Raw genomic sequence first — 23,862 nt, 5'->3', positions numbered from 1 at the left:
GGCGCCAGGGCGAAAGTTGCGAATTAGTAGGATGCGTTGCGCAGGGTCAGAAGCGACCGGTTCGGCATCGTGTCGAAACCCTGCAGCTTGCTGTTCATGGCCGAGAACAGGGTGCCATAGGTCAGGTGCGCCACGGGACCCGAGCAAGCGAGCTTCTGCTGCACCTTATCGTACGCCGCCTTACGCGCCGCCTGGTCCTGCAGGGTGCGGGCCTGATCGAGCAGTCCGTCGATCTCCGCATCCGAATATTTGAACACGTTGGTCGAACCACCCGTGCGGAAGGTGCGGTAGAAATAATCATCCGGATCGGGCTGGCCGGCATTGATCGAGGCGAACATGTCGAAGTTGCTGTTGCGCCAGTCCTGAATGAACTGACCCTGCTCCTGGTTGATCAGCTCCACCTTGAAGCCAGCCTTGTTCAGCTGCTCCTGCACCACCTGGGCGATGTCCTTGACGTCCTGGCGCGGCAGAACTTTCAGGGTGACGGCAACCGGCGTGGCAACGCCTGCTTCCTTCAGGAGCGCCTGCGCCTTGGCGGGATCGGGCTTGTAGCAGGCGAACTGGTTCACATCGAGCGCCCAGGATTTCAGGGCCGGCGACAGCGGTCCGCCGGGCACGCCGGCGCCGAAGAGAGCCGCATCGACGATCTCCTGGCGGTTGATGGCGTAGTTCACGGCCTCACGCACCTTCGGGTTGTCGAAAGGCGGCTTCGACACGTTCATGCCAATGAGCGTGTAGGCCAGATCCATGGTCTCGGAGAGCTTCACGTTCGGCTTGCCCTTGAGCTGCAGGGCGGTGGCCGCGTCGATATTGGGCAGAAGCGCGTATTGTGCGTTGCTCAGGCCCACCTGACGGGTGGCGGATTCAGGCACGATGTTGAATTTCAGCCCCGCGAGCTTCGGCATGCCCTTGTCCCAATAGGCATCGTTCTTGGCGAGCAGAATGAAGCCGTTCGGCTGCCATTCCTGGAACTTGTACGGGCCCGTGCCGACCGGCGCCTTCTGCAGGGCGTCCTTGTTCGCCTCCATGGCGCTCGGCACGATGGCGATGGTGGCAAGCGAGCTGAGGAGCGCCGCGGACGGCTCCTTGAGCTTCAGCTCCACGGTCGTGGCATCGACGGCATTGGCGCTGTCGATGGCCGACAGGCGGCTTGCCAGCGGCGAAGCGATATCCTTGCTCAGCACGCGCTTGATCGTGGACGCCACATCCTCGGCCTCCATGGCCGAGCCGTCATGGAATTTCACGCCCGAGCGCAGCTTGAAGGTGTAGGTCTTGCCGTCCGGCGAGGCAGTCCAGGACTCGGCGAGACCGGGGACGATCTTCAGATCCTTGTCGATGGCGGTGAGGCCCTCATAGATGTTGCCGTTCACCACCATGAAGCTCGGAAAAGCGGTGATGAGATGCGGATCGAGACCCGTGGGGCTGTTATCCGCCCCGATCTCCAGAACCTGAGCCGAGGCGGAGGCCATCGCCGCCACCATGAAACCTGCACCGATTGCGCTGCGCAGTGCTGACCTGACCATGCGTCTTTTCTCCCTTGGAAGCCGCAGGGGATTTATAGGCCATCGCCACGGACCTGTCATGGTCCAATATCATACCACTCTAGACCCATTCACCGCCTGTGCTATGGTCGGCTCCGAACAATGCCTCCCGGAGCAGCAGATGTCGCAACGCCCCCCCGTCAAAGCCATCGGCGCGATCAGCGGCACGTCCATGGACGGCATCGATGTCTCCATCGTGGAGACGGACGGCGACGCCGTCGTGCGGCCGGGACCGGGGCGGACCTTCTCCTATCCGGAGGATTTGCGGAAAACTCTCCAGGCGCTGATCGCCGAGCCAGAGCGGGCGCAGAGCGAACCGCTGCAGGATCTCGAACAGGCGGTGACGGACGCGCATATCGCGGCGATCCGGCGCTTCATGACGGAAACGGGGATTCCGGCCGCTGATGTGAGCCTGATCGGCTTTCACGGCCAGACGGTCTATCACCGGCCGGAGGTCCGCTTCACGCGCCAGCTCGGCCTCGGCGACCGTGTCGCCGCGGCGCTCGGCATCGATACGGTCTATCGCTTCCGCCACGCCGATGTGGCCTCGGGCGGCGAAGGCGCGCCCTTCGTTCCGCTCTATCACCGCGCGCTCGCGAGCAAACTCCCCCAACCCGTCATGATCCTCAATCTCGGCGGTGTCGGGAACGTCACCTATATCGACGGCGATACGGTGATTGCCTTCGACACCGGCCCGGCAAGCGCGCTGCTCGACGATTTCATCCTGCGCCGCCGCGGCCTCAGCTTCGACGAGAACGGACAGCTTGCCGCTTCCGGCAGGGCGGATGCCAAGCTCGTCATGGACTTCATGCTCAATCCGTTCTTCGACCGTCCCGCGCCGAAATCCCTCGATCGCCAGGACTTCCATGCCCGCGCCAAGGGCGTCGAGGCCCTGCCCGATGCTGATGGCGCCGCGACCCTGGCAGAGTTCACGATCCAATCCGTCATCGCCTCCCTGCGCCACGTTCCGCGCGCGCCGCAGCGCTGGCTCGTCACTGGCGGCGGACGGCGCAATGCGCATTTCATGAAGCGTCTGCACGAGGAACTGACTGTGGCCGTCGACCCGGTCGAGGCGGTCGGTTGGGATGGCGACTTCCTGGAGGCCCAGGCCTTCGGCTATCTCGCCGTGCGCTCCACGCTCGGATTGCCGCTGAGCCTTCCCACGACGACCGGCGTACCGCATCCGATGCCCGGCGGCGAACTGCATCGCGCCGCCTGAGCCCGCCATGCCTCTCAAGACCTTGATCGAACAGGCCTTCGCGCCCGCTGCCGCGTCCGTTCGCGACGGCAACATTCCCGGTGCCGTGCTCGGCATCGTCACCGCCGATGGCGAGCGTGCCGTGCAATGGGCAGGCCACGCGCAGATCGAGCCGGAGCGCGAGCCAATTTCCCGTGAAACATGGTTCGATCTCGCGTCTCTCACCAAGGTCATCTTCACGACGACGCGCATCCTGCAATTGGTGGAAGCGGGAAAAATTTCGCTCGACGACCCTCTCGTGAAGGTGATTCCGGATCTGCGCCAATACGACATGAACGCGGCGGAGCGGCGCCTCACCTTCCGCCAGTGCCTCGCGCATCAGACGCATCTGCCGGCCGTCGAACCGCTCTATACCTATGGCCAGGATCCCGAGACGCTGCGCGCCTTCATCCTGCAGCGCGTCTGGCAACCCAGTCCGCCGGTCTATTCCGACATCAACTTCAAGATGCTCGGCATCGCCATCGAGCGCATCACCGGGCAGAAGCTGATCGATCAGCCGTTGCCTGAACAATTCTCCTTCCGGCCCGACCCGAAGCTCTGCGCGGCAACGGAGCGCTGCACATGGCGCGGGCGCGTGATCCGCGGCGAGGTGCATGACGAGAACGCCTATGCGCTCGGCGGCGCCTCGGGTCATGCGGGCTTGTTCGGCACTATCGACGGCGTGCTCGATTTCGCCCATTCGCTTCTCGACGGCTCCGGCCTTTCGCCCGAGTCCATCAAGGCCATCCGCACGCGCGAATCGGAAAAGCGTACGGTGGGCTGGGAAGGCTTCTATCCCGGCTGGCATGGAGGCGATGCCTGCTCACCAGATACCATCGGTCATACGGGATTCACGGGCACCGGGCTATGGCTCGATTTCGAGCGCGGTCTTGCCTGGTCGCTGCTCACCAACCGCGTCCATCCGAGCCGGCACAAGGACAGCGGAATCCTGAGCTTGCGCCGTGCAACGGGCGAGCAGGTGATCGCGTTGATCGACCGGCGGCAGCCGCTTTAAGGATGCCAACAGAAAGTTGGTCGCTGCCCTCGTCCGGTTCTCTGCAGGCCATTGTTAGGGTTCTCAACTGGTCCTATACTGGTCTGGAAGAAAGTTGGCACAATGGCGACAGAACATTTCAGTACCCGCTACCAGGATCTCGATACCTGGCCGAGCCTCGACGTCCTCTCGGCCTTCTATGAAGGTCAGCTCGCGGCAGTGGCCGCCGTCCGGCCCTCCCTTCCCGCCATCGCGGCGGCGGCGGAAGAGGCGGTGAAGCGCCTGCGCCGGGGCGGGCGGCTCGTCTATGCGGGCGCCGGCACCTCGGGCCGCATCGGCGTCCAGGACGGCACGGAACTGCCGCCGACCTTCAACTGGCCGGACGACCGGGTGGTTTATCTGATCGCCGGCGGCACGGGCGCCATCATGCAGGCGGTCGAAAACGCCGAGGATTCGGTCGAGGAAGGCATCGCCGGCATCCGCAACAACAATGTCGGTCCCGATGACGTCGTGATCGGCGTCGCTGCCAGCGGCCGAACGCCCTTCACCATCGCGGCCCTGAAGGAAGCAGCCTCCCGCGGGGCGCAGACCATCGGCATCTCCAACAATCCCGACGCGCCGATTCTCGTCGCCTGCTCCCACCCGATTCTCGCCGATACCGGCGAGGAGGTGATCGCCGGCTCGACCCGCATGAAGGCCGGCACGGCGCAGAAGATCATCCTCAATCTGCTCTCGACGCTGATCATGGTGCGCCTCGACCGGGTCTATCGCGGCCTGATGGTCAACATGCGCGCGACGAACGCCAAGCTGCGCCGCCGCAGCGAGATCATGGTCTCGCAAATCACCGATTGCGACGACGCCACTGCCATCGAGGCCATCCGGCAATCGGACGGCGACCTGAAAACCGCCGTTCTCATCGCGCTCGGCGCTAGCCCGGCGGAAGCACGCGGCGCGCTCGAGCGAAATGGTGGCAATCTGCGCAAAGCCCTGGCAGACTTTTCCAAATCTCCCTAACAAGGAAGACGTCATAACAAAGCCGGCGGCATCGCTGGCAGGAAGAAGGCGAAGGGTCATGGGGCTGGGGCTTGGCATCGACGCGGGCGGCACCGCCACGCGCTGGCGGCTGGCGGATGCGAGCGGCCAATGCATCGCTCAAGGCTCCGTCGCTCCGCTGACCGGCCACCTCTTCTCCGCCGCCGCCGAGGAGCGCGCGCGGCAGATCGTTCTCGACATGGCCCAGGCCGTCATGAAGACGGGGCGGCCTCTCGGCATCATCGCCGGCATCACGGGTCTGACCCGCGATACGCCGGCGGAAGCCACCATGCGCTCCCTGTTCGCTGAGACCTTCGAGCTCGCGCCCGACAAGGTCTTCGTCGCAGAGGACATGTGGATCGCCTACCTGTCCTACTTTGCGCTTGGCGAAGGTATCCTGGTCTATAGCGGCACCGGCTCCATCGGCTATTACCTATCGGAGAACAAGGAAGTGATCCGGGTCGGCGGGCGCGGCAACCTGATCGACGATGGCGGTTCCGGCTTCTGGATCGCCCGCGAGGCTCTGAAGTCGACCCTTCGGACCGAAGAGGAAAGCCCCGGCCAGGGCTGGACCACGACGCTCGGCACCTGCCTCGCCAAGGCGCTCGGCGGCACGGACTGGAACATCGTCCGCTCCTTCGTCTATGGCGGCGACCGCGGCAAGATCGGCTCGCTCGCCCGCGCCGTGGGCGAAGCGGCCCAGGCCGGCGACAAGACCGCACTCCGCATCCTGAAAGAAGCCGGCGAGGAGCTCGCCCGCCTCGCCAATGCCCTCATCAAGCGACTCGGCCCGAGGCCGGTGGCCCTGGTGGGTGGCTCGGCGCGGCTCCATCCCGTCCTGTCCGATGCCTTCCGGAAGCAGCTGGTGGCGCCCGTCGAGTTCATCGCCACCGATCTCGACGCCGCGCTGACAGCCGCGCGGCTGGCGGCTACGCTCAACAAGGTGTGACGAGCGGTCAAGGCTGGCAGACCCTCAGCGCATCGTGCGGAAAAGTGGTCCCGGTTTTCCGCACCCGACGATGCGCCGCTTAAGAGATTGAGCATCGGACCCAAAAGTGCAATCCACTTTTGGGTCCGATGCTCTAGCGGGACCGGAAGACCTTGCCTAATCGGCCCCGCTCGTCCAAGACTTCAGCGGCGAAATCAGATCCAAGACGAATTTTCCGATGCATGCTCTCTTCGTGGGCCAGACCTATATCGACGTGACCTTCCTGGCGGACGAGCTTCCGACGGGAGACGAGAAGACCGTGGCACGGGATTATGCGATCTCGTTCGGCGGCAATGCGGTCACGGCCGCCTTCGCCTGCGCCAAGCTTGGACTAGCGCCCGATCTCCTGACCTCGATCGCCGATGATTGGCTCGGCCGCATGTTCATCGACATGGCGGCGAAATACGGCATCTCGGTTCACCACCGGAAGGTCCACGAATCGTCCCTGTCCTTCATCATGCCGCGTGGCGGCAAGCGTGCCATCGTCCGTTGCCGTGACGACCATTACCTGCATCCGGTGCCGCCGCTGAACCTCCAGGGCTGCAAGGCCCTGCATCTCGACGGCCACCAGGCCGATGCGGCCATGCATTACGCCAAGATCTGCCGCGAATCCGGCATCCTCACCTCGCTCGATGGCGGCGGCCTGCGCTCCAACACGCACGAGCTTCTGGAATTCATCGACGTCGCCATCGTGGCCGAACGCCTCTGCGAGCAGATGGACCTGACGCCGGCCGGCATGCTGGGCTATCTCAAGAGCCGCGGCTGCAAGATCGGCGGCGTGACCCTGGGCGAGCGCGGCCTCGTCTGGTACGACGAGACCGGTCAGGAAAGCGTGCTACCGGCCCTGAACGTCCCGAGCGAGGCGGTGGTCGACACCAACGGCGCCGGCGACATCTTCCACGGCGCCTATGTCTATTCCGCCATGGCCCGACCCGATCTGCCCTGGCGCGAGCATTTCATCTTCGCCCGCGCAGCATCCGCTCATGCCATCCAGCATCTCGGCAACGAGGCGAGCCTGCCGACCATCGGGGACATTGCGCAGGTGCAGGAGCGCTATATCGAGCGCAAGCTGGCGGCCTAGGAGCAAGCGCTCCTACCCCCCTCACGTCATCACCGGCCTTGTGCCGGTGATCTCGATTGGAAAGGCGCGGCGTTTCAAACAATCGGGATGGCCGGGACAAGCCCGGCCATGACGTCGCAATCCTCAAATCCGGCGGCCGCAGGCCCGGAGCGACAAGGTGGCTGTTAAGCCGCCTTCTTCTGATAATCCTTCACGTCGGAGAACTGGATCGCCTTGTAGCGATCGACTTCGTATTGAAGGTTGAACATGTTCGGCGCCATGAAGACCGGCGCATCGTCGAGATCGCGCGCCATCGACGACAGGTGGCTATCGATGAACTTGTCGAGCTCTTTCTGATCGCCCGCCGTGATCCAGCGGCAGATGGAAAAGCGCGTCGGCTCGTAATCGATCGGCAAGCCGTATTCGGCGCCCAATCGCTCTTTCAGCACATCGAGCTGCAGCGCCCCAACGACACCGACGATGGCGCCGGAACCGTCCTGCGGCACGAAGAGCTGCACCACGCCCTCTTCCGCCATCTGCTGCAGGGCCTCGCGCAGCTTCTTCGCCTTCATGGCATCCTGCAGCTTGATGCGGCGCAGGATTTCCGGCGCGAAGCTCGGCACACCGCGGAAGATGATGTCCTCACCTTCTGTCAGCGTATCGCCGATGCGCAATGTTCCGTGGTTGGGAATACCGACCACATCGCCGGCCCAGGCCTCGTCCGCGATGGCGCGGTCCTGGGCGAAGAAGAATTGCGGCGAGTTCAGGCTCATGGGCTTGCCCGTGCGCACGAGCTTCGCCTTCATGCCGCGCTGGAGTTTTCCCGAGCAGATGCGCATGAACGCGATGCGGTCGCGGTGGTTCGGATCCATGTTGGCCTGGATCTTGAACACGAAGCCCGACATCTTGGGCTCGCCTGCCTCGACCAGACGCTTGTCGGCCTCCTGGCCGCGGGGCGGCGGCGCGTAGGCAGCCAGCGCATCGATCAGGTCGCGCACGCCGAAATTGCGCAGCGCGCTGCCGAAGAACACCGGCGTGAGATGGCCTTCGCGGAAGGCCTGAAGGTCGAAGGGCTTGCAGGCCTCCTGCGCGAGCATCACCTCTTCCTGCCACGCATCCGCCTCTTCCGGCGGCAGCAGGCTCAAAAGCTTCGGATCGTCAGGACCGGAGACGGGCGTCGGCTCATCGTCCGTGTCGATGCGACGGACCATGTTGCGGTGCAGGTCGAAGGTGCCGGCAAAGCTCTTGCCCTGGCTGATCGGCCAGGTGACGGGCGATGTGTCGAGCGCCAGCGTCTTCTCGATCTCGTCGAGCAGGTCGAAGGGATTGCGCGCCTCGCGGTCCATCTTGTTGATGAAGGTCACAATCGGGATGTCGCGCATGCGGCACACCTCGAAGAGCTTGCGGGTGCGCGCCTCGATGCCCTTCGCAGCGTCGATCACCATGATGGCGGAATCGACCGCGGTCAGCGTCCGGTAAGTATCCTCCGAGAAGTCCTCGTGGCCCGGCGTGTCGAGCAGGTTGAAGACGCAGCCGCCATATTCGAAGGTCATGACCGAGGTCACCACCGAGATGCCGCGCTCCTTCTCGATGCCCATCCAGTCGGACCGGGTCGAGACGCGGTTCTTCTTCGCCTTCACCTCACCGGCAAGCTGGATCGCGCCTCCGAAGAGCAGGAGCTTCTCGGTCAGCGTGGTCTTACCCGCGTCCGGGTGGGAGATGATCGCAAAGGTTCGGCGGCGGCCCACGGGGGCCGGAAGGTCGGTCATGGCGCTTTTAAAATTCTCTGGGAACGAAGGTGGGGACAGAACGCCGCAGCGCCCCGTCCTTTTGCTGGGCTCTTCTCACCCCATATGGGGGTTTCCCGTCAACAGTGAAAGGAGGTGATCCAGTGTCTCATTGTCATACCCTACGGTCCCCGGTTGCCGTGACCTGGATCTTGGCCTCTGCCGAGATTGGTGCGTAACGCACGTCAAGGAGCGGCTCCTCAAGGGCCGTGGAACCGACAATGGAAAGGCCGCCTCGCAAGGGCGGCCTTTCTTTTTGTTTTCAAAGGATTTTATGCCCCCAGCAGCTTGCCCGTCCGCTTGGCCGTGGTGCCGGCGACCTTGGCGATCCGCATGCCCTGGGTGACGAAGCGCACGGCGACCCGGGCGAACATTGTACCGTCGGATGGGGCCTCGGCCAGCCTCACTGCGCCGGTCAGCGGATCGATCACTTCGGCAATCACCTCGCCTGCCTTCACTTTCGCGCCCACCTCGGTCCTGAACACCAGGATGCCGTTGGCTGGAGCCTGGACCGGCTCGGAGGCCGCTAATGGGGTTGCATAGCAGAAAGCCTCAGGGATCTGGGGAGCCTCGCCGGCTATCGCGCCGCGCAGGATCATGTAATCGATCATCGCCGCCGCATCGGCTCGTCCCGTCTCATGCGTCACGTCCTGCTCGCCACGGAACTCCAGCGTCGTCGAATGACAGCCGAACGGGATCGGATAATCCGGAAATCGGTCGGCCAGCTCCGCCCAGGGACGGCTGCAGGCCTCATCGAAAGGCTCGTCGCCCGATTCGTCGGCCAGCAGATAGGCATGGGAGCCGATGAGCGCGGAGAGGGCTGAGAATTCCTCCGCCGAGCGGGTATGGGTGTAGAGATGGACCACGGCCTCGGAATCGCAGTGCAGGTCGAGCACGATGTCCGCCTCCTGGGCCAAGCCCAGCAGGGCCTTCTTCATGACCTCGGCTGCGTTCGAGGGCTTCCAGGCTTCGAGCTCGGCTCGCAGGGCTTCGCGGATCAGGCGGACATTCGCCTCTCCGTCCTTCGTGAGCTTGCCCTCGATCCGCTCGGCGACCTTCGGCACGAGGTGAGGATAGCCGCGGTTGAAGTTGACCCCGTCGGCGAGATGGAAGCGCCCGATATGGTCTCCCATCACCCGCTGAGCGAGGCCGATGGGATTGGCGGAGGGCACGAGGATGATCTCGCCCTTGATCTTGCCCTCGGCCTCAAGAGCCGTCAGGCGCTCGCGCAGGTGATGGGCCGCGATCATGCCTGGGATCTCGTCGGCATGGAGCGAGGCCTGGACATAGATGCGCGGACGGGCACCTTCCGCGCCGAAGCGCTGAACCGTCAGCGACAGGTTCGCTCCGGGGGCGAGAGGCGAAAGGGCGATCGTTTCTGTTCTCATGTTCCGTCAATCAAGGTTTTGGAGCTGTTTCCACCGACGTGGAATCAGCTCTCTTCTTTATTTCTCCGCATTTTTTGACGGCGAACCGGATCCACTTCGCCGAAAAATGCTCCAGGCAGGACCTGTCAGGTAGCCTGCCACCCTTGAGATTGGAAGACGAAACGCTGCAGGCTCGAGACGATGGCGGCAAGCCCCTGCAGGGCCGGTTCCGGATTGACGATAGCGTAAACCGGCACCTTCCTGGCCCAGGCATCGTGCGGCGCCTTGCGGTCGAAAGCGTTCCGAAAGTCGCCGGCCTGCAGGATGTCGACCATGCGGGGCGCGATGCCGCCGGCGATGAAGACGCCGCCGGAGGATTCGAAGGTCAGCGCCAGATCGCCGGCGAAGCGTCCGAGGAAGCGCGCGAAATGCGTCAGCGAATCCATCGCCAGTTCATCGCCCTCGCGAGCAGCCGCCAGGACGTCGTTGGGGATCGTGAAGGGACAATCGACACAGCGATGCGCCGCGAGCGCCTTGGCGATGCGGAACAGGCCGGGGCCGGAGAGCACGACCTCTCCCGAGATCCGCCCGCCCACCCGCTCCAGGTGCGGCCAGATGGCGGTTTCTTCGTCATTCGTCGGCCCGAACTCCATGTGACCTGCCTCGGTCGCGAGGATCGCCAGGCGATCCTCGACCGGCACGAGCGCCCCTGCTCCAAGGCCTGTTCCGGGTCCGAGCACGACACGCGCGCCGGGCCTGGCTGGCGGAAACGTGCCGATGGGGGCGAGATCGCCCTTGGCCTCGTCGAGCACCGTCACCGAAGCGGCAACCGGCGTGTAGTCGTTGACGAGGGTCACGCGCTCGAGTTTCAGCGCTGTGCCGATGGCCTCGGCATCGACCACCCAATGAGCGTTGGTGAGGCGGATCGCGGGAGCATCCACCCGGGTCGCCACCGCGATGATGGCGGAACGGGGTGCCGGTCCCTCATAGGCTTCGAGCGCAATCCTGATGGCTCCGACCGGATCGGGCGTCTGCGCCGTCAGCGTGCGCGGCAACAGCTGAACCGGTGCACCGGGCGCGGGCAATACGGCGAAGCGGGCATTGGTCCCGCCGATATCCCCGAGCAGAACAGGAAATGCGAACATCGAAACCTATCGTCCTTTCAGCCACCCAAGCCGAACACTCATCTCAGAACGCTTCCTCCCAGCTCCGGCTCAGGCGCACGGCGGAGTTGATGAGACCGACCATGGAATAGGTCTGGGGGAAATTGCCCCACAATTCCCCGGTCGTGTAATCCGCATCCTCGGAGAAGAGCCCGAAGGAATTGCGCAAGCTCAGGATGTGCTCGAACAGCTCCTTCGCCTCGTCCTTGCGCCCGATGACGTTCAGGGCATCCACGTACCAGAAGCCGCAGATCATGAAAGCCGTATGCATGAGGCCGAAATCGTCTTCCACATCATAACGCAGAAGAAGGTCGCCGCGCCGCAGAGCCTTGCCGCAAGCCTCCACGGTCGCGATGAAGCGCGGATCGTCGGCCTTCGCGAAATCGAGCTCCGCCAGGAGAAGGAGCGTCGCATCCAGATGCTCGCCGTCGAAGGAAGAGACGAAGGTGCCGAGCTCCGGATTGTACGCACGCTCGTTGATGACCCTGTGCATGCGGTCGGCATTCTCGCGCCAGAAGGCGGCGCGATCCTCGCGCCCCATGGCCTCGGCGATCTTGACGAGACGGTCGCACGCCGCCCAGCACATCACGCTCGGAAAAGTATGCACGGCCGCCTTGGTGCGCAGCTCCCACGGGCCGGCATCCGGCTGGTCGAAGACCTCGATGGCCCTGTGCCCCAGCTTTTCCAGATGCGCGAACAACGCCTTGTTGCCGGTGCGGATCAGGCGCCTGTCCAGGAAGGCGTGAACGGAGGCCAGGACGACACTGCCATAGGCGTCGTTCTGGATCTGCGTATAGGCCGCGTTACCGACGCGCACGGGGCCCATGCCGCGATAGCCCGCCAGAGCGGTGGCCTCCCGCTCCTCGAGGTAAGGCGATCGTGTGATGCTGAAGAGCGGCGGCATGTCCTTCTGGTCGGGAATGGCCTCCATGTCGTCGACGATGTTCGTGATGTAGGTAAGATATTCCTCCATCGTCTTGGTGGTGCCGAGACGGTTGAGGGCCTGGATCACGAAATAGGCGTCACGCAGCCAGCAATAGCGGTAGTCCCAGTTGCGCTGCGTGTGGGGCGCTTCCGGCACCGAGGTGGTGAGCGCCGCCACGATGGCGCCGGTCTCCTCGTAATTACACAGCTTGAGCGTGATGGCTGCGCGGATCACCGCCTCCTGCCAGTCGAAAGGAATGGACAGGGAGCGCACCCAGTCGCGCCAGAAATCGACCGTGCTGTCAAGGAAGGCCCGGGCCGTGGAGTCCGTCTCGGACCGGAGCGGCTCGTCCTCGCCAAAGAAGAACGACAAGGGCCGGTCGACGACAAAAGGCCGCTCCTCCTGCACGTAGGACACGGACGCATCGGTGGTGAGTCGCAATGAGTAGGCAGGGCCGACGAAGCGCAGGTGGTTGCTGCCGCGGGTCAGGTTCGGCGTGTAGCCGCCCCAGTCGTAATGAGGCCGTAAGCGGACGCGGATGCGCGGACGGCCCTTCACGGGAGAGACGCGACGGATCAGCATCGGCGGGCGGAAGGTGCGGTCGTAATGCTTGAAGCGCGGTGCGAAATCCGTGATCTCGAGGATATTGCCGAAGGAATCCGTCATGCGCGAGACGAGGACCGCCGTGTTCTCGAGATAGGTCTGTTCGCAAGAGACTATGCCGACCATGTCGATGGCGAAGATGCCCTTCTGATCCGCGTCACTCCGCCCTTCGGGGCTGTCGAGCAGGGCGGAGAAGACCGGGTCGGCATCGAACCGCGGGAAGCAGCTCCAGATGATCTGGGCCCGGCGGTCCACCAGCGCCGAGATCGTGCAATTGCCGATGACGGCAAGGTCTAATGAACTCATGTCAGCAATTATCCCCTTTGAAAGGCAATACCCCTTCGAAAGCCCATGCGGACAGGCAATGTCGCAGCTCCGCGGGCGTTCCAAGGCGAACCTTGGCAATGGTTTCTCCCGCGCCAATGCGGACGGACAGGCCGCCATGTGCATTCACGGTCTTGAAACCGTTCTCGTCGGTGAGATCGTCGCCGACGAAGATCGGTCGCCGTCCCTTGTAGGGAGATTCGTGGAGAAATCTCTCGATCACTTTCCCCTTCCCCGCCGCCGAAGGAAGGATTTCTGCCACAGCTTTCCCGTGTTGAACACGGTAATCCGCGCCCAGCGCTTCGACTGCCGCATGAGCCATGGCCAGGGCGAAATCCTTCTCGTGGGGGGCAAGGCGCCAGTGAATGGCAACGGAGCATCCCTTGTCCTCGATCAGGACGCCCTCTTTGCCGGCAACGGTCCTGGACAGGCATTCGACCATCTCGCGCAGAGCGGGATGCTCGTCCTGATCACACATGGAGAGCTGTCCTGCGATGCGGTGCTCGAGCCCATGAAGCCCCGCCATATCGAAAACATGGGGCACGAAACGCCCATCGAGAAAATCGACGGGACGTCCGCTGATGATCGCGAGCGCACCGCCAAGCCGCTCCTGCAACCTGGTGAGGACATCCGGCAGGGCCGGGTCCACTGCAACCGCATCGGGACGCTCGACGATGTCGACGAGAGTTCCGTCGAAATCGAGAAAGAGAGCGTAATCCTCATTCACGTCAGCCATCGGACTCTGTCCTGCAGGAGCTTCACGCATTGGCCGGCGCAAGCCTCCGTCCCCTGGCGATCAACCGCCTGATCCTCTGCTGCTTGCGCAGGCGCGAGGCTGCCAGCAGCATCTGCCCGGCCCAGCGATAAACATTGCGTTCCTTGACCTGATCGCGCATCAGCCGCATCCGCTCGCGCTGTTCGGGCTGCGGCATGGTGAGCGCGCGATTGATGGCCTCGCCCATGGCATGGGCATTGTAAGGGTTTACGATCAGTGCCTCCGACAACTCGCGGGAAGCGCCGGCGAATGCCGACAGAATGAGCACGCCCTGCTCGTCGTCCCGCGCGGCCACGAATTCCTTGGCCACGAGATTCATGCCGTCGTGCAGGCTCGACACGATGCACAGATCCGCCGCACGGAAAAGCTCAAACACTTCGTGGGGCTCATGATGGCGAATGAGGAGCTTGATGGGCTCGTATCCATTGCCGCCATGTTTCTCGTTGATGTCGCGCGCCAAGGCCTCGGCCTCTTCCTGGAGCTGGCGATAATTGGAAAGCTTGCTTCTGGTAGGCGCTGCCACCTGAACGAAAGCAAAATTGCCCCGCCATTCCGGATGCTCGGCCAAGAGCGTATCAATGGCCTGCATGCGGTCGATAATGCCTTTCGTGTAGTCGAACCGTTCGATGCCGACGCCGATGCGCATGGTCAGGGGCAGTCCCAGACGCTCACGTACGATCCTGCGGCATTCCTCCACAGGTCTCTGGCCTTCCATGGCGGTGGGCGGCCACTCGATGGAGATCGGATAGGGGCGGATCAGGGTTTCCTCGCCGCCGAAGATCACCGAATCCCGCTCTCGGTCGATGCGGCTTTCCACGTAGGAATCGACGGAGTCGAGAAAATTGTTGCAATGGGCCTGGGTGTGGAAGCCGAGGATCGAGGACCCCAGGAGCCCGTCGATGACCTCCTCCCGCCAGGGGCAGATCCCAAAGATTTCGGCATTCGGCCAAGGGATGTGCCAGAAGGTGACGATGGTCGCCCGGGGCAGCCTGTCGCGGATCATGCGCGGCAGTAGCGCAAAGTGATAATCCTGCACCAGGATGATCGGATCCTCGCGCTTGGCCTCGGCGACCACCGCCTCGGCGAACTTCTCGTTGACGGACCGGTAGAGCTGCCAATCCGTTTCGCGAAAGACCGGCCGGACGAAGGCAATATGGCACAGGGGCCAGAGACCCTCATTGGCCGCCCCGTAATAGTATCCATCCTGCTCCTCCTCCGAGAGCCAGACGCGGCGCAGGGTGTATGAGGGATGATTCGGAGGCACGGGCACCCGATCATAGGCATCGACCGTGTCCCGATCCGCCGTGCCACTGCCATGGGCCACCCAGGTGCCGCCGCAGGCGCGCACCACCGGCTCCAGGGCAGAGACGAGGCCGCTGGCGGGGATCTGCAGGGAAATCTCACCGCCCTCGGTGCGGTTGTGGATATAGGGCTCGCGGTTCGAGACCACGATCACCTCCGAGCCCGACAGCTCGTTGGACAAGGCCGCCCGCAGTGTCTCCGGGCTCCAATCCGTATGCGCCGCATCGATGGTCCGCCTTGAGGCTTCAAGCTCCTGGAGCACATCGCGGATTTCCTGGCCGAGCGGAATGATGTTCTCCTCCGGGGGCGGATTGGCATTCCCGGCGCGGGCGCTCTCAAGCGCCTGCCGGATGGAGGCCAGCCATCGGCGCATGATGATGGCCGCGATCATGGCCGCAAGCGCTGCAGCTCCGAAGGCGACGCCGGCAAGCGCCAGGAAGAGATAGTTTCTTGCCTCCCCGCCGCGCTGGTCGGCATAGCTCAGGTCGTGCAGCACCACGAGGTGCCCTCGTCGGCCTCCTGCGTTCAGAGGGAAGGAGCTGACCAGGATGTTGCGATCCTGACTCCTGACAACCGAAAAACTTTCCGCATCGGACCGGGAAGCCTCGGAGCAGGAGAAGGACGGGGGCATGTTGCTGGTGGGGAAGCGCAGTTCCTGCCCGTCGCAATAGCCGATGGCGAGCACACGCTCGTCGGTGGCGATGCGCTCGAACAGGATGCCGGCCTGCTGAGCGTCGTTGCGGGCCAGAAGTCCGCTGACCTGATCCCGGACGGAATTGAACACGAGGCGGGATCGCAGCTCGACATCACGGCGCGACCATTGTTCCACGAAGGATGTAGCAAAGGGCAGTACGGCCAGGATGACGATGGCCGCCACGAGCATTGCGATACCGCCAAAGCGGAAGATGATCCTCAAAACGCTAAGTTCCTCAAGAAAAATCAACACTTTCATCGAAGCGGGCGCAACGGGCCTTGCGGCCAGACGTCAGAGTTCAACTTCGATGGAAAGCGACCGGGAAAGGTAGCCTTCGCCCCTGTTATGGGCTTGTGCGTCGAACTTTCCAGGCTTGACCGGACTCGAGAGGGCATCGGGGAGGATTCAAATGAAAACCGCGACCGGTGCAGTCAGCACCGGCCGCGGCTCTCGGTCGTTCAAGGAGAAAAGATCAGTGCTCGCGGAAGGCGCGGGCGATCTGCTCCTGCATGGGCTTGAAGAAGTATTCGAACGGCGTGCGTTCATTGACCTGGACGAACACCTCGGCCTGCATACCGGCGATCAGATGCAGGTTTTCAAGCTTCTTGAGCTCTTCCTGAGGCAGTTCGATGCGGATCGTGTAGAAGGTCGTGCCGGTCTGCTGGTCGCGCGACACGTCCGCCGAGATCCGGCTCACCGAGCCGTGCAGATCGGGCATCATGCGCGCATTGGAGGCATGGACCTTCACCGTCGCCTTCTGGCCGATCTTCACCTGATCGATCTCGTTGGGCAGTACCTTGGCCTCGAGCTCGAGCTTGTCGTTGACCGGAACGATGTTCATCACCGGCTCCGCGGGAGAGATGACGCCGCCGATCGTGTGGACGTTGAGCTGGTGGACATAACCGTCGCTGGGCGCACGGATGTCGATCCGCTTCAGCTGATCCTCGGCCGCCACGCGGCGCTCGGTGTATTCCGCGACCTTGCCCTGGATCTCGCGCAGTTCCTGCATCGCCTCGGCGCGCATCTGCTCGTCGATCTGGATGATCTGGAACTGGGTCTCGGCGATGCGGCTCTCGGCCTGAGCGACGGCAGCGATGAGCTGGCCGCGCTGACCCTCGATGCTGGCGGCATCGCGCTCGAGCGCGTTCAACCGCGTGATCGGAACCAGGTTCTTCTCATAGAGGTCGCGAACGCCCTTCAGCTCAGCCACGATCAGCTCGGCCTCGCGGGTCTTCGCTGTCTGCTGAGCCTTCAATCCCACGATCTCGTCCTGGGACTGGGCGATGCGCTTCTTGAGCTGGTCCTTCTGCGCATCGCGGGAGGCGGCACGTGCGATGAACAGGGTGCGCTCCGAGGACACGATCTTCTGAACGGCCGGCTCATTGAGACGAGCAGCGAACTCCGCCGGCATCTCGATCGTGGAAATACCGTCGCGCTCCGCCTCCAGGCGAGCCTGGCGGCCGATATATTCATCGAGCTGCTTCGACACCACGTGAAGGTTCGCACGGGTGACCGTCTCGTCGAGGCGGACCAGAAGATCGCCCTGGGCGACACGGTCGCCCTCCTTGACCTTCAGCTCGCCGACGATGCCGCCGGTGGAGTGCTGGACCTTCTTGACGCTGGTATCGACCACGAACTGACCGCCGGCGACGACGGCGCCCGACAGGGTCGAGGTGGCCGCCCAGAGGCCGATCGTGCCTCCGAAGAGGGCGATCATGGCCACACCGCCGATGGTCGACTGGCGCAGGATCCGCTGGTGGACGGAGGGTTTCTTCGGGGGAGCTTGAACGACCAACATTTAACCAACCTCTCGCAGGTTCGTAGCCGGAGCTGCCGGCGCCTGCTGCGGCCGCACCTGTGCCGGTGCTGGCGTCGCATTGCGTTTCATGACGGACTGCAGAACCTCGTCGCGCGGTCCCATGGCCTTGATTCGACCCTCTTCCACGATGGCGACCTGATCGACCTGGCCGAGAGCAGCCGGGCGGTGCGTGATGACGACGACGATGCCACCGCGCTTGCGGACCGACAGGATGGCCTGGTTCAGGGCCTCGTCGCCGGCACCGTCGAGGCTGGCATTCGGCTCGTCGAGCACGACCAGGAACGGGTTGCCATAGAGGGCGCGGGCGAGAGCCACGCGCTGGCGCTGACCACCCGACAGGGAGGCTCCGCCCTCGCCGATGCGGGTATCATAGCCTTCCGGCAGGTTGAGGACGAGCTCATGGGCGCCGGCCGTCTGAGCAGCGGCGATGATGTCGTCCGGCTTGGCGTCCGGCTGGAAGCGGGAGATGTTCTCGGCAATGGTGCCTTCGAACAGCTCCACATCCTGCGGCAGGTAGCCGATGTGACGGCCGAGCGAATCCGACTCCCACTGATCGAGGGCCGCGCCGTCGAGGCGGATTTCGCCGCGCAGGGTCGGCCAGACGCCGACGAGGGCACGGGCGAGGGTCGACTTGCCTGAGGCACTGGGACCGATGAGGCCGAGGCCTTGGCCAGCCTGAAGCTGGAGAGAGGCGGCCTGGACGATCGGCATCGAAACGCCCGGAGCGCCGATATAGACGTCTTCCACCGCCAGAGCGGCCTTCGGCGCAGGCAGCGGCATGCGCTGGCCCTGAGCCGGCACGAGCGACATGATGTGCTGCAGACGGCGATAGGCCTGACGGGAGGCGGTGAAGCCCTTCCAGTGAGCAACCGCGATCTCGATCGGAGCGAGCGCACGGGACATGAGGATCGAGCCGGCAATCATCAGGCCGCCCGACATCTGCCCCTGGATCACGTAATAGGCGCCGAGGCCGAGAATGGCCGACTGGAGCACCATGCGGAAGACCTTGGCGAAGGCGCTGATGCCGGCCGAGGATTCGCTGGCGAGCAGGCCGTCATTGACGTGGCGGACATGCACCTCGTCATAGCGCTTGGAGAGGAAGCCCAGCATGCCGTTGGCGCGAATGGCTTCCGCGTTGCGGCGGCTGGTCTCGGCAATGGCGTGGCGCTCGGCACCACTCTTGGTCACCTCGTAGGAGGGACCCTTGCTCTTGGCGTCCGTGTAGAGCGTCAGGAGGATGATGACCACGCCACCGACCACCGACATGACGCCGATGCCGGGGTGGATCATGAAGCAGCCGATGAGGAAGATCGGCATGAACGGCATGTCGAACAGGGCCGTGGGACCCAGGCTCGAGAGAAACCCGCGGATCGTATCGAGATCCCGGACCGGCTGCATGCTTTCGGCCTGCTTGGCGCCCTTGAGCGGCATCGTGGCCACGAGGTCGAAGACCCGGTGCGACAGCAGCTCGTCGAAGCGGGCGCCGATGCGCGCCAGCATCCGACCGCGCAACATGTCGAGGCCGCCCGAGAGGGCATAGGCTGCGAGCACGATCAGGGACAGACCGATCAGGGTGGGAATGCTCCGGCTCGACAACACCCGGTCATAGACCTGGAGCATGTAGATGGAGCCCGTGAGAGCCAGGAGGTTGACCACCGCCGAAAATACGGCAACCCCGGTAAAGGAGGGAAGGCAGGACTTCAGAGCGTCTTGGACCTCTGTGCTTTCTTCCCGATTTCTCGATGCCTGCTTCATATCTTCTTTCCATAGGCCGACCAGTCACCCGGCGCCGTCGTGGTTGTAGAGCCGTTGCGAAAGGTTATACCTTATCACAACGTTTGCCATCTGGCGATGGCGCGATGTCGGGGATGGCCCCACAAGAGTATCTCGTTATAGTTAGGCCTGCGAGCCCAAGTTTATCAGCACTCTTATGGGTATCGAGATGCCCCTAAGGTGGTCGCTTTCCGTTACGCCACCTTTTGTAACCCTATTATATGTAACTATGTCAACAAAAAGTTCTTGCTGTATGTGCGCAATGTTACATGTCCCCTCTATTTGAGCGGACATGTAACGTAAGCACTTAACATTAAAGATAACGCTTTGGTAAACTTTTAGGGTTAACTGTCTCTGACCTGAAAATGAGGTCGGAATATGGACATCAACATACGTTCTCAGGATCGCAGCGAAGCGGCGAAACAGGCTGGCGCATCATCCGCCGGCAATGTCCAGATCGACCCCATGGCCAGCGCAGCCCTGGAAGAGGCCATCAAAAGTGCGAAGCTTGGCCTCAAGCCTACCTCCCCTGATGTGGCGATGAATAACGGCATTGCAACCCGCGGCCGAACTTTTCCCACCAAGCTCCTGAGCCAGGCCGCCATGGCCCTGCTCCTCGTCGGAGCCGGCTGGTCGGCCTCCTATATGGGAACCCTGGCCAACCAGGATGCCATTCGACGCCTGGAAACCGAGACGGCTCGCAGCCAGGAGATCCTTGCCCGGCTGAGCACCGATCTGGATGCGCTGCGAGAGACGGTTGTCGCCTTCAAGGATATCGAGCACACCGCGTCCACATCGTCTGCGTCGGAACGGACGATGCTCACCGAAAAGATCGAACGCCTCGCTATCAGCCTCGATGAGCCCGGTAAGAAGCTCTCCGCTCTTGAAGGCCGGCTCGACCGGATGGAGAGCCAGATCCTGACCACCCTGGCGGGACTGAACACGAGGCCTGCAACTCCGGTCGCGCCTCCGGCCACCGAGGCTGCCGCGCGCGAGGAGGCCCCGGCTCCCAAGCCGGTCAAGAGCGAACCCGTCGACGGATGGGTGCTGCGCGAGGTCTATGACGGTGCAGCTCTCGTCGAGAACCGGAACCGGCGCCTCTACGAGGTCATGCCCGGCGGCGTGCTCCCGGGTGTCGGCCGTATCGAGGCCATCGAGCGCCGCGGCGCCCGCTGGGTGGTGGTGACCGACAAAGGCTTTATCGGCACCTATCGTTAATGGGGAATGATGCCTCTCAAGCCATAGACCAGCGCGGCGAAGATCGCGAGGCTTGCGACATACAGGAACACGAACCAGAGCAGGCGTTTCGAGCGTCGTTCCGGCGGAGGATGCGTTTCTGCTTGCATCAGTGATACCCGTAGCCGCCGCCTGAGATCTCGTCTGCCACCTTGCCGCGGAAGACGTAATAGGAATAGGCCGTGTAGGCGAAGATGATCGGCAGCACGATGGCGAAGCCAACAAGCGCGAAGAGCTGAGAATTCACAGTGTTCGCCGTGTCCCAGATCGTGAGGTTCGGCGGCACGATGAATGGGAAGAGGCTGACGCCCAGGCCGAGATAGCCGAGCAGGAACAGGGCGATTGCCAGGAAGAACGGGCGGTAATGGCGTCCCTCATCGAGATCGCGAAACAGCCTGTAGGCCACATACGCGGTCACCAATGGAATCGGCGCGAGAAACGCAATGTTGGGCCAGGAGAACCAGCGCGTCTCGATCTGCCTTCCTAGGAACGGCACCCACACCGACACGATGGCCATGGCAAGGACGGTGGCGAGGAGAAAGCGCACCGCCATCCGCCGCGCCCAGATCTCCAGTTCGCCCGTGGTCTTCATCACGCACCAGGTCGCGCCGAGAAGGCCATAACCGAAGATCAGGCTGATGCCCGTGAGCACGCTGAACGGGGTGAGGAAATCGAAGGTGCCGCCGGTGAACTGACGTCCGTCGGTGGCAAAGCCCTGCACGAAGGCGCCGAGCACCATGCCCTGGAAGAAGGTCGCGAGCAGCGAGCCGAAGAAGAAGGCATTGTCCCACAGGAATTTCGACCGCTCCGCCTTGAAGCGGAACTCGAAGGCGACACCGCGAAAGATGAGGGCGACGAGCATGAAGATGATCGGCAGATACAATGCCGGCATGAGAACCGCGTAGGCGATGTGAAACACGGCGAAGAGACCGCCACCGCCGAGGACGAGCCAGGTCTCGTTGCCGTCCCAGATGGGAGCGACGGAAAACATCATCCGATCGCGCCAGTTCTCGCTGCCAGCCGCCTTGAAGAGAATGCCGACGCCGAGATCGAAACCGTCGGCGATCACGTACATGGCCACCGCCACCGCAATCAGCCCAGCCCAGATCAGCGGCAGCCAGAAGGCCAGTCCTTCGTATTCCATTCCGAAGCCGAACATGATCTTCAAGCTCCTAGCGTATTGGCAGCGCCTTGTGCCCCGGCTCGCCTTCGAGCCCTTCGTCCGGCACCGAGAATGGGCGCTTCGGCTTCTTGCCGAGATCGTCTTCGCGGATGTCCTCGACGGGATCGGGCCCGCGCCGCAGGAGCTTGGCGAGATAATAGGAGCCGAAGCCGAACACGAAGGCATAGACGACAATGAAGGTCAGAAGCGATGTGGTCACGGCTCCGGTCGAGATGGGAGACACCGCATCCGCCGTGCGCAGATGTCCGTACACCACGTAAGGCTGACGGCCGATCTCGGCGACGAACCAGCCGAAGAGAACCGCGCCAAAGCCCGAGGGCGTCATGATCATGGCAGCGGTGAGAAACATCCTGTTGGTGAAGAGCGTGCCCTTCCAGCGTAGGTAAAGACTCCACAGGCCGATACCGAGCATTGCGAGACCGATGCCGACCATGAAGCGGAAGGAGAAGAAGACGGGCCAGACCGGCGGGCGTTCGTCCGGCGGCACATCCTTCAATCCGGGCACGACTCCGTCGTAGGCATGGGTCAAAATCCAGCTCCCGATCTTCGGAATACTGATCTCGTAGTGGTTCGTTTCCGCCACTTCGTCCGGAATGGCGAAGAAGCGCAGGGGCATGTTGTCCATGCGATCCCAGTTGCCCTCGATGGCGGCGAGCTTGGTCGGCTGATATTTGAGCACGCCGAGACCGTGCAGATCGCCGATGAGGATCTGAACCGGCACGAAGATGGTGGCGAACCACAAGGCCATCGACATGGAGCGCCGCGATCCGGCGAGCTTCGCCGCCGGCGCGTCATGCGGATGGCGAAGCAGCATCCAGGCGGACATGCCTGCTACCGCGAAAGCCGTCGTCAGGTAGCAGCCCAGCACCATATGCGCGTAGCGTAAGGGGAAGGACGGATTGAAGACGACCTTGAACCAGTCGACCGGCACCGCCTTGCCGTTCTCGATGGCAAAACCATCGGGCGTCTGCATCCAGGAATTGGCGGACAGAATCCAGAATGCGGAAATCAGCGTGCCCAAGGCCACCATGCAGGTGGCGAAGAAGTGCAGCCGGTCGCCAACCTTTTCCCAGCCGAAGAGCATGATGCCGAGGAAGGCCGCTTCCAGGAAGAAGGCCGTGAACACCTCGTAGGCGATGACGGGCCCCAAAACATTGCCGGTGAATTCGGAGTAGCGCGACCAGTTCGTGCCGAACTGGTAGCTCATGACGATACCGGACACGACGCCGAGGCCGAAGGAAACCGCAAACACCTTCACCCAGAAACGGAAGAGATTGCGGTAGAGCGGATTGCCCGTGCGCAGCCAGTTGAATTCCAGCGCCGCAAGCCAGCTGGCGAGGCCGATGGTGAAGGCCGGGAAGATGATGTGAAAGGCAATCGTGAATGCGAATTGGATGCGTGAGAGCATCAGGGCATCGAATTCCATATCCGCTTCCCCATCATCGACCTACCAGCTTTGCTTTTAGGGCGGAACGGAGGCCTGGACCAGTGGCCTGGGATCCTGGTGGGGTTGCGTGACAAGAATATATTCTGAACGACGCGGGTGCCATCGCGTGCTGAGGCGCTGCGCGAGAGCCTACAAGCCTTCAGATTACCTGCGGCAGGCGAAAGGCGGAAAGGTGCTTGCCGTTCCCGCATTCATGGCCGCGACCACCATCATGTTGGCGAGGTCGAGCTCCTCTGCGGAGCGAGGACAGACATCGCCTTGCGTGGTGCAGCCCGATGCGATGAAGGCTTCATGACGGTCGAGAAATTCCTGGCCCAACCCTTTCGTCCCGCGATGCGCGAGGGCGTCCGACCACGCCTTCTTGTAGCGAGCGCATTTCACCTCGGGCCAGCTCTGAGATTGAGGGGTTTGCGCCATAGTGGGTGCAACACTGCTGGCCAGCAATGTTGCAATGGCGATGACGGATGTCAGTAAACGTCGCATCTCACATGGGTCCTGTTTGGAGCGGATGCGATGGACCATGAGAGAGGGTTGGGTCAAGCGGCTCTCAATGCAGGCTGTCATCCCGGACGAAGCGGAGCGAAGATCCGGGATCGTTGGACGAGTAAAGCA

19 protein-coding genes are annotated in these 23,862 nt (G+C 63.2%); 6 read left to right on the top strand and 13 right to left on the bottom strand.

The features are described from left to right. Positions 1–23: 23 nt before the first annotated feature. Positions 24–1,523 (bottom strand): ABC transporter substrate-binding protein, encoded by a 1,500-nt coding sequence (locus JO965_RS03390; protein WP_203442307.1) that lies wholly within the window; start codon positions 1,521–1,523, stop codon positions 24–26. Between the two features lie 139 nt (positions 1,524–1,662). On the opposite strand from JO965_RS03390, the gene JO965_RS03385 reads away from it, so the two are divergent. The 5 genes from JO965_RS03385 (at position 1,663) to JO965_RS03365 (ending at position 6,873) form a co-directional block, all read left to right on the top strand. Beyond that, entirely contained in the window at positions 1,663–2,760 is a 1,098-nt protein-coding gene (locus JO965_RS03385; RefSeq protein ID WP_203442306.1) for an anhydro-N-acetylmuramic acid kinase, read from the top strand. Between the two features lie 7 nt (positions 2,761–2,767). After that, positions 2,768–3,793, top strand: a complete 1,026-nt coding sequence (locus JO965_RS03380) for a serine hydrolase (RefSeq protein WP_203442305.1) — start codon at positions 2,768–2,770, stop codon at positions 3,791–3,793. 102 nt (positions 3,794–3,895) lie between these two features. After that, the gene (locus tag JO965_RS03375) at positions 3,896–4,786 is read left to right on the top strand and encodes an N-acetylmuramic acid 6-phosphate etherase (protein WP_203442304.1); all 891 of its coding nucleotides are present in this window, start codon (positions 3,896–3,898) and stop codon (positions 4,784–4,786) included. A gap of 58 nt (positions 4,787–4,844) precedes the next feature. Beyond that, positions 4,845–5,753 (top strand): N-acetylglucosamine kinase, encoded by a 909-nt coding sequence (locus JO965_RS03370; protein WP_203442303.1) that lies wholly within the window; start codon positions 4,845–4,847, stop codon positions 5,751–5,753. Between the two features lie 217 nt (positions 5,754–5,970). After that, on the top strand, positions 5,971–6,873 hold the full coding sequence (locus JO965_RS03365; protein WP_203442302.1) for a sugar kinase: 903 nt from the start codon (positions 5,971–5,973) through the stop codon (positions 6,871–6,873). A gap of 164 nt (positions 6,874–7,037) precedes the next feature. On the opposite strand, the gene JO965_RS03360 is transcribed toward JO965_RS03365, so the two are convergent. From JO965_RS03360 to JO965_RS03325, 8 genes are all read right to left on the bottom strand, one after another. Then, on the bottom strand, positions 7,038–8,621 hold the full coding sequence (locus JO965_RS03360; RefSeq protein ID WP_203442301.1) for a peptide chain release factor 3: 1,584 nt from the start codon (positions 8,619–8,621) through the stop codon (positions 7,038–7,040). Positions 8,622–8,911: 290 nt separating this feature from the next. Beyond that, complete coding sequence (locus JO965_RS03355; RefSeq protein ID WP_203442300.1) at positions 8,912–10,027, bottom strand: succinylglutamate desuccinylase/aspartoacylase family protein; 1,116 nt, start codon at positions 10,025–10,027, stop codon at positions 8,912–8,914. Between the two features lie 125 nt (positions 10,028–10,152). After that, complete coding sequence (locus JO965_RS03350; RefSeq protein ID WP_371826901.1) at positions 10,153–11,091, bottom strand: glucokinase; 939 nt, start codon at positions 11,089–11,091, stop codon at positions 10,153–10,155. Between the two features lie 103 nt (positions 11,092–11,194). Continuing rightward, positions 11,195–13,003: a glycoside hydrolase family 15 protein gene (locus JO965_RS03345; protein WP_203442298.1), complete on the bottom strand. Its 1,809-nt coding sequence runs from the start codon at positions 13,001–13,003 to the stop codon at positions 11,195–11,197. Position 13,004: 1 nt separating this feature from the next. Beyond that, entirely contained in the window at positions 13,005–13,757 is a 753-nt protein-coding gene (otsB, locus tag JO965_RS03340; protein WP_203442297.1) for a trehalose-phosphatase, read from the bottom strand. A 22-nt stretch (positions 13,758–13,779) separates the two neighbouring features. Continuing rightward, complete coding sequence (locus tag JO965_RS03335; RefSeq protein WP_246776733.1) at positions 13,780–16,050, bottom strand: trehalose-6-phosphate synthase; 2,271 nt, start codon at positions 16,048–16,050, stop codon at positions 13,780–13,782. Positions 16,051–16,264: 214 nt separating this feature from the next. Next, complete coding sequence (locus JO965_RS03330) at positions 16,265–17,590, bottom strand: HlyD family type I secretion periplasmic adaptor subunit (protein ID WP_203442295.1); 1,326 nt, start codon at positions 17,588–17,590, stop codon at positions 16,265–16,267. After that, a complete protein-coding gene (locus JO965_RS03325) occupies positions 17,591–19,366 on the bottom strand; it encodes a type I secretion system permease/ATPase (RefSeq protein ID WP_203442294.1) in 1,776 nt (591 codons plus the stop codon). A 396-nt stretch (positions 19,367–19,762) separates the two neighbouring features. Between JO965_RS03325 and JO965_RS03320 the strand changes: the two genes are divergently transcribed. Continuing rightward, on the top strand, positions 19,763–20,602 hold the full coding sequence (locus JO965_RS03320; protein WP_203442293.1) for a hypothetical protein: 840 nt from the start codon (positions 19,763–19,765) through the stop codon (positions 20,600–20,602). On the opposite strand, the gene JO965_RS48895 is transcribed toward JO965_RS03320, so the two are convergent. The 4 genes from JO965_RS48895 to JO965_RS03305 all read right to left on the bottom strand — a co-directional run bounded on the left by JO965_RS48895 (position 20,599) and on the right by JO965_RS03305 (position 23,733). Then, complete coding sequence (locus tag JO965_RS48895) at positions 20,599–20,730, bottom strand: hypothetical protein (RefSeq protein WP_256451907.1); 132 nt, start codon at positions 20,728–20,730, stop codon at positions 20,599–20,601. The genes JO965_RS03320 and JO965_RS48895 overlap by 4 nt on opposite strands. Then, positions 20,730–21,779: a cytochrome d ubiquinol oxidase subunit II gene (gene cydB, locus JO965_RS03315; protein WP_203442292.1), complete on the bottom strand. Its 1,050-nt coding sequence runs from the start codon at positions 21,777–21,779 to the stop codon at positions 20,730–20,732. The genes JO965_RS48895 and cydB overlap by 1 nt, the downstream gene beginning before the upstream one ends. 13 nt (positions 21,780–21,792) lie before the next feature. Further along, entirely contained in the window at positions 21,793–23,229 is a 1,437-nt protein-coding gene (locus JO965_RS03310; RefSeq protein ID WP_203442291.1) for a cytochrome ubiquinol oxidase subunit I, read from the bottom strand. Positions 23,230–23,394: 165 nt separating this feature from the next. Further along, positions 23,395–23,733 carry a hypothetical protein gene (locus JO965_RS03305; RefSeq protein ID WP_203442290.1) on the bottom strand — a complete coding sequence of 113 codons (339 nt, stop codon included), beginning with the start codon at positions 23,731–23,733 and terminating at the stop codon, positions 23,395–23,397. Between the last annotated feature and the right edge of the window lie 129 nt (positions 23,734–23,862).

Origin of the sequence: Microvirga sp. VF16 (assembly GCF_016864375.1) — a bacterium.
Lineage (GTDB): Bacteria > Pseudomonadota > Alphaproteobacteria > Rhizobiales > Beijerinckiaceae > Microvirga.
The sequence above is the reverse complement of the archived record's forward strand: the minus strand, read 5'-3'. Positions and strand labels throughout refer to the sequence as shown.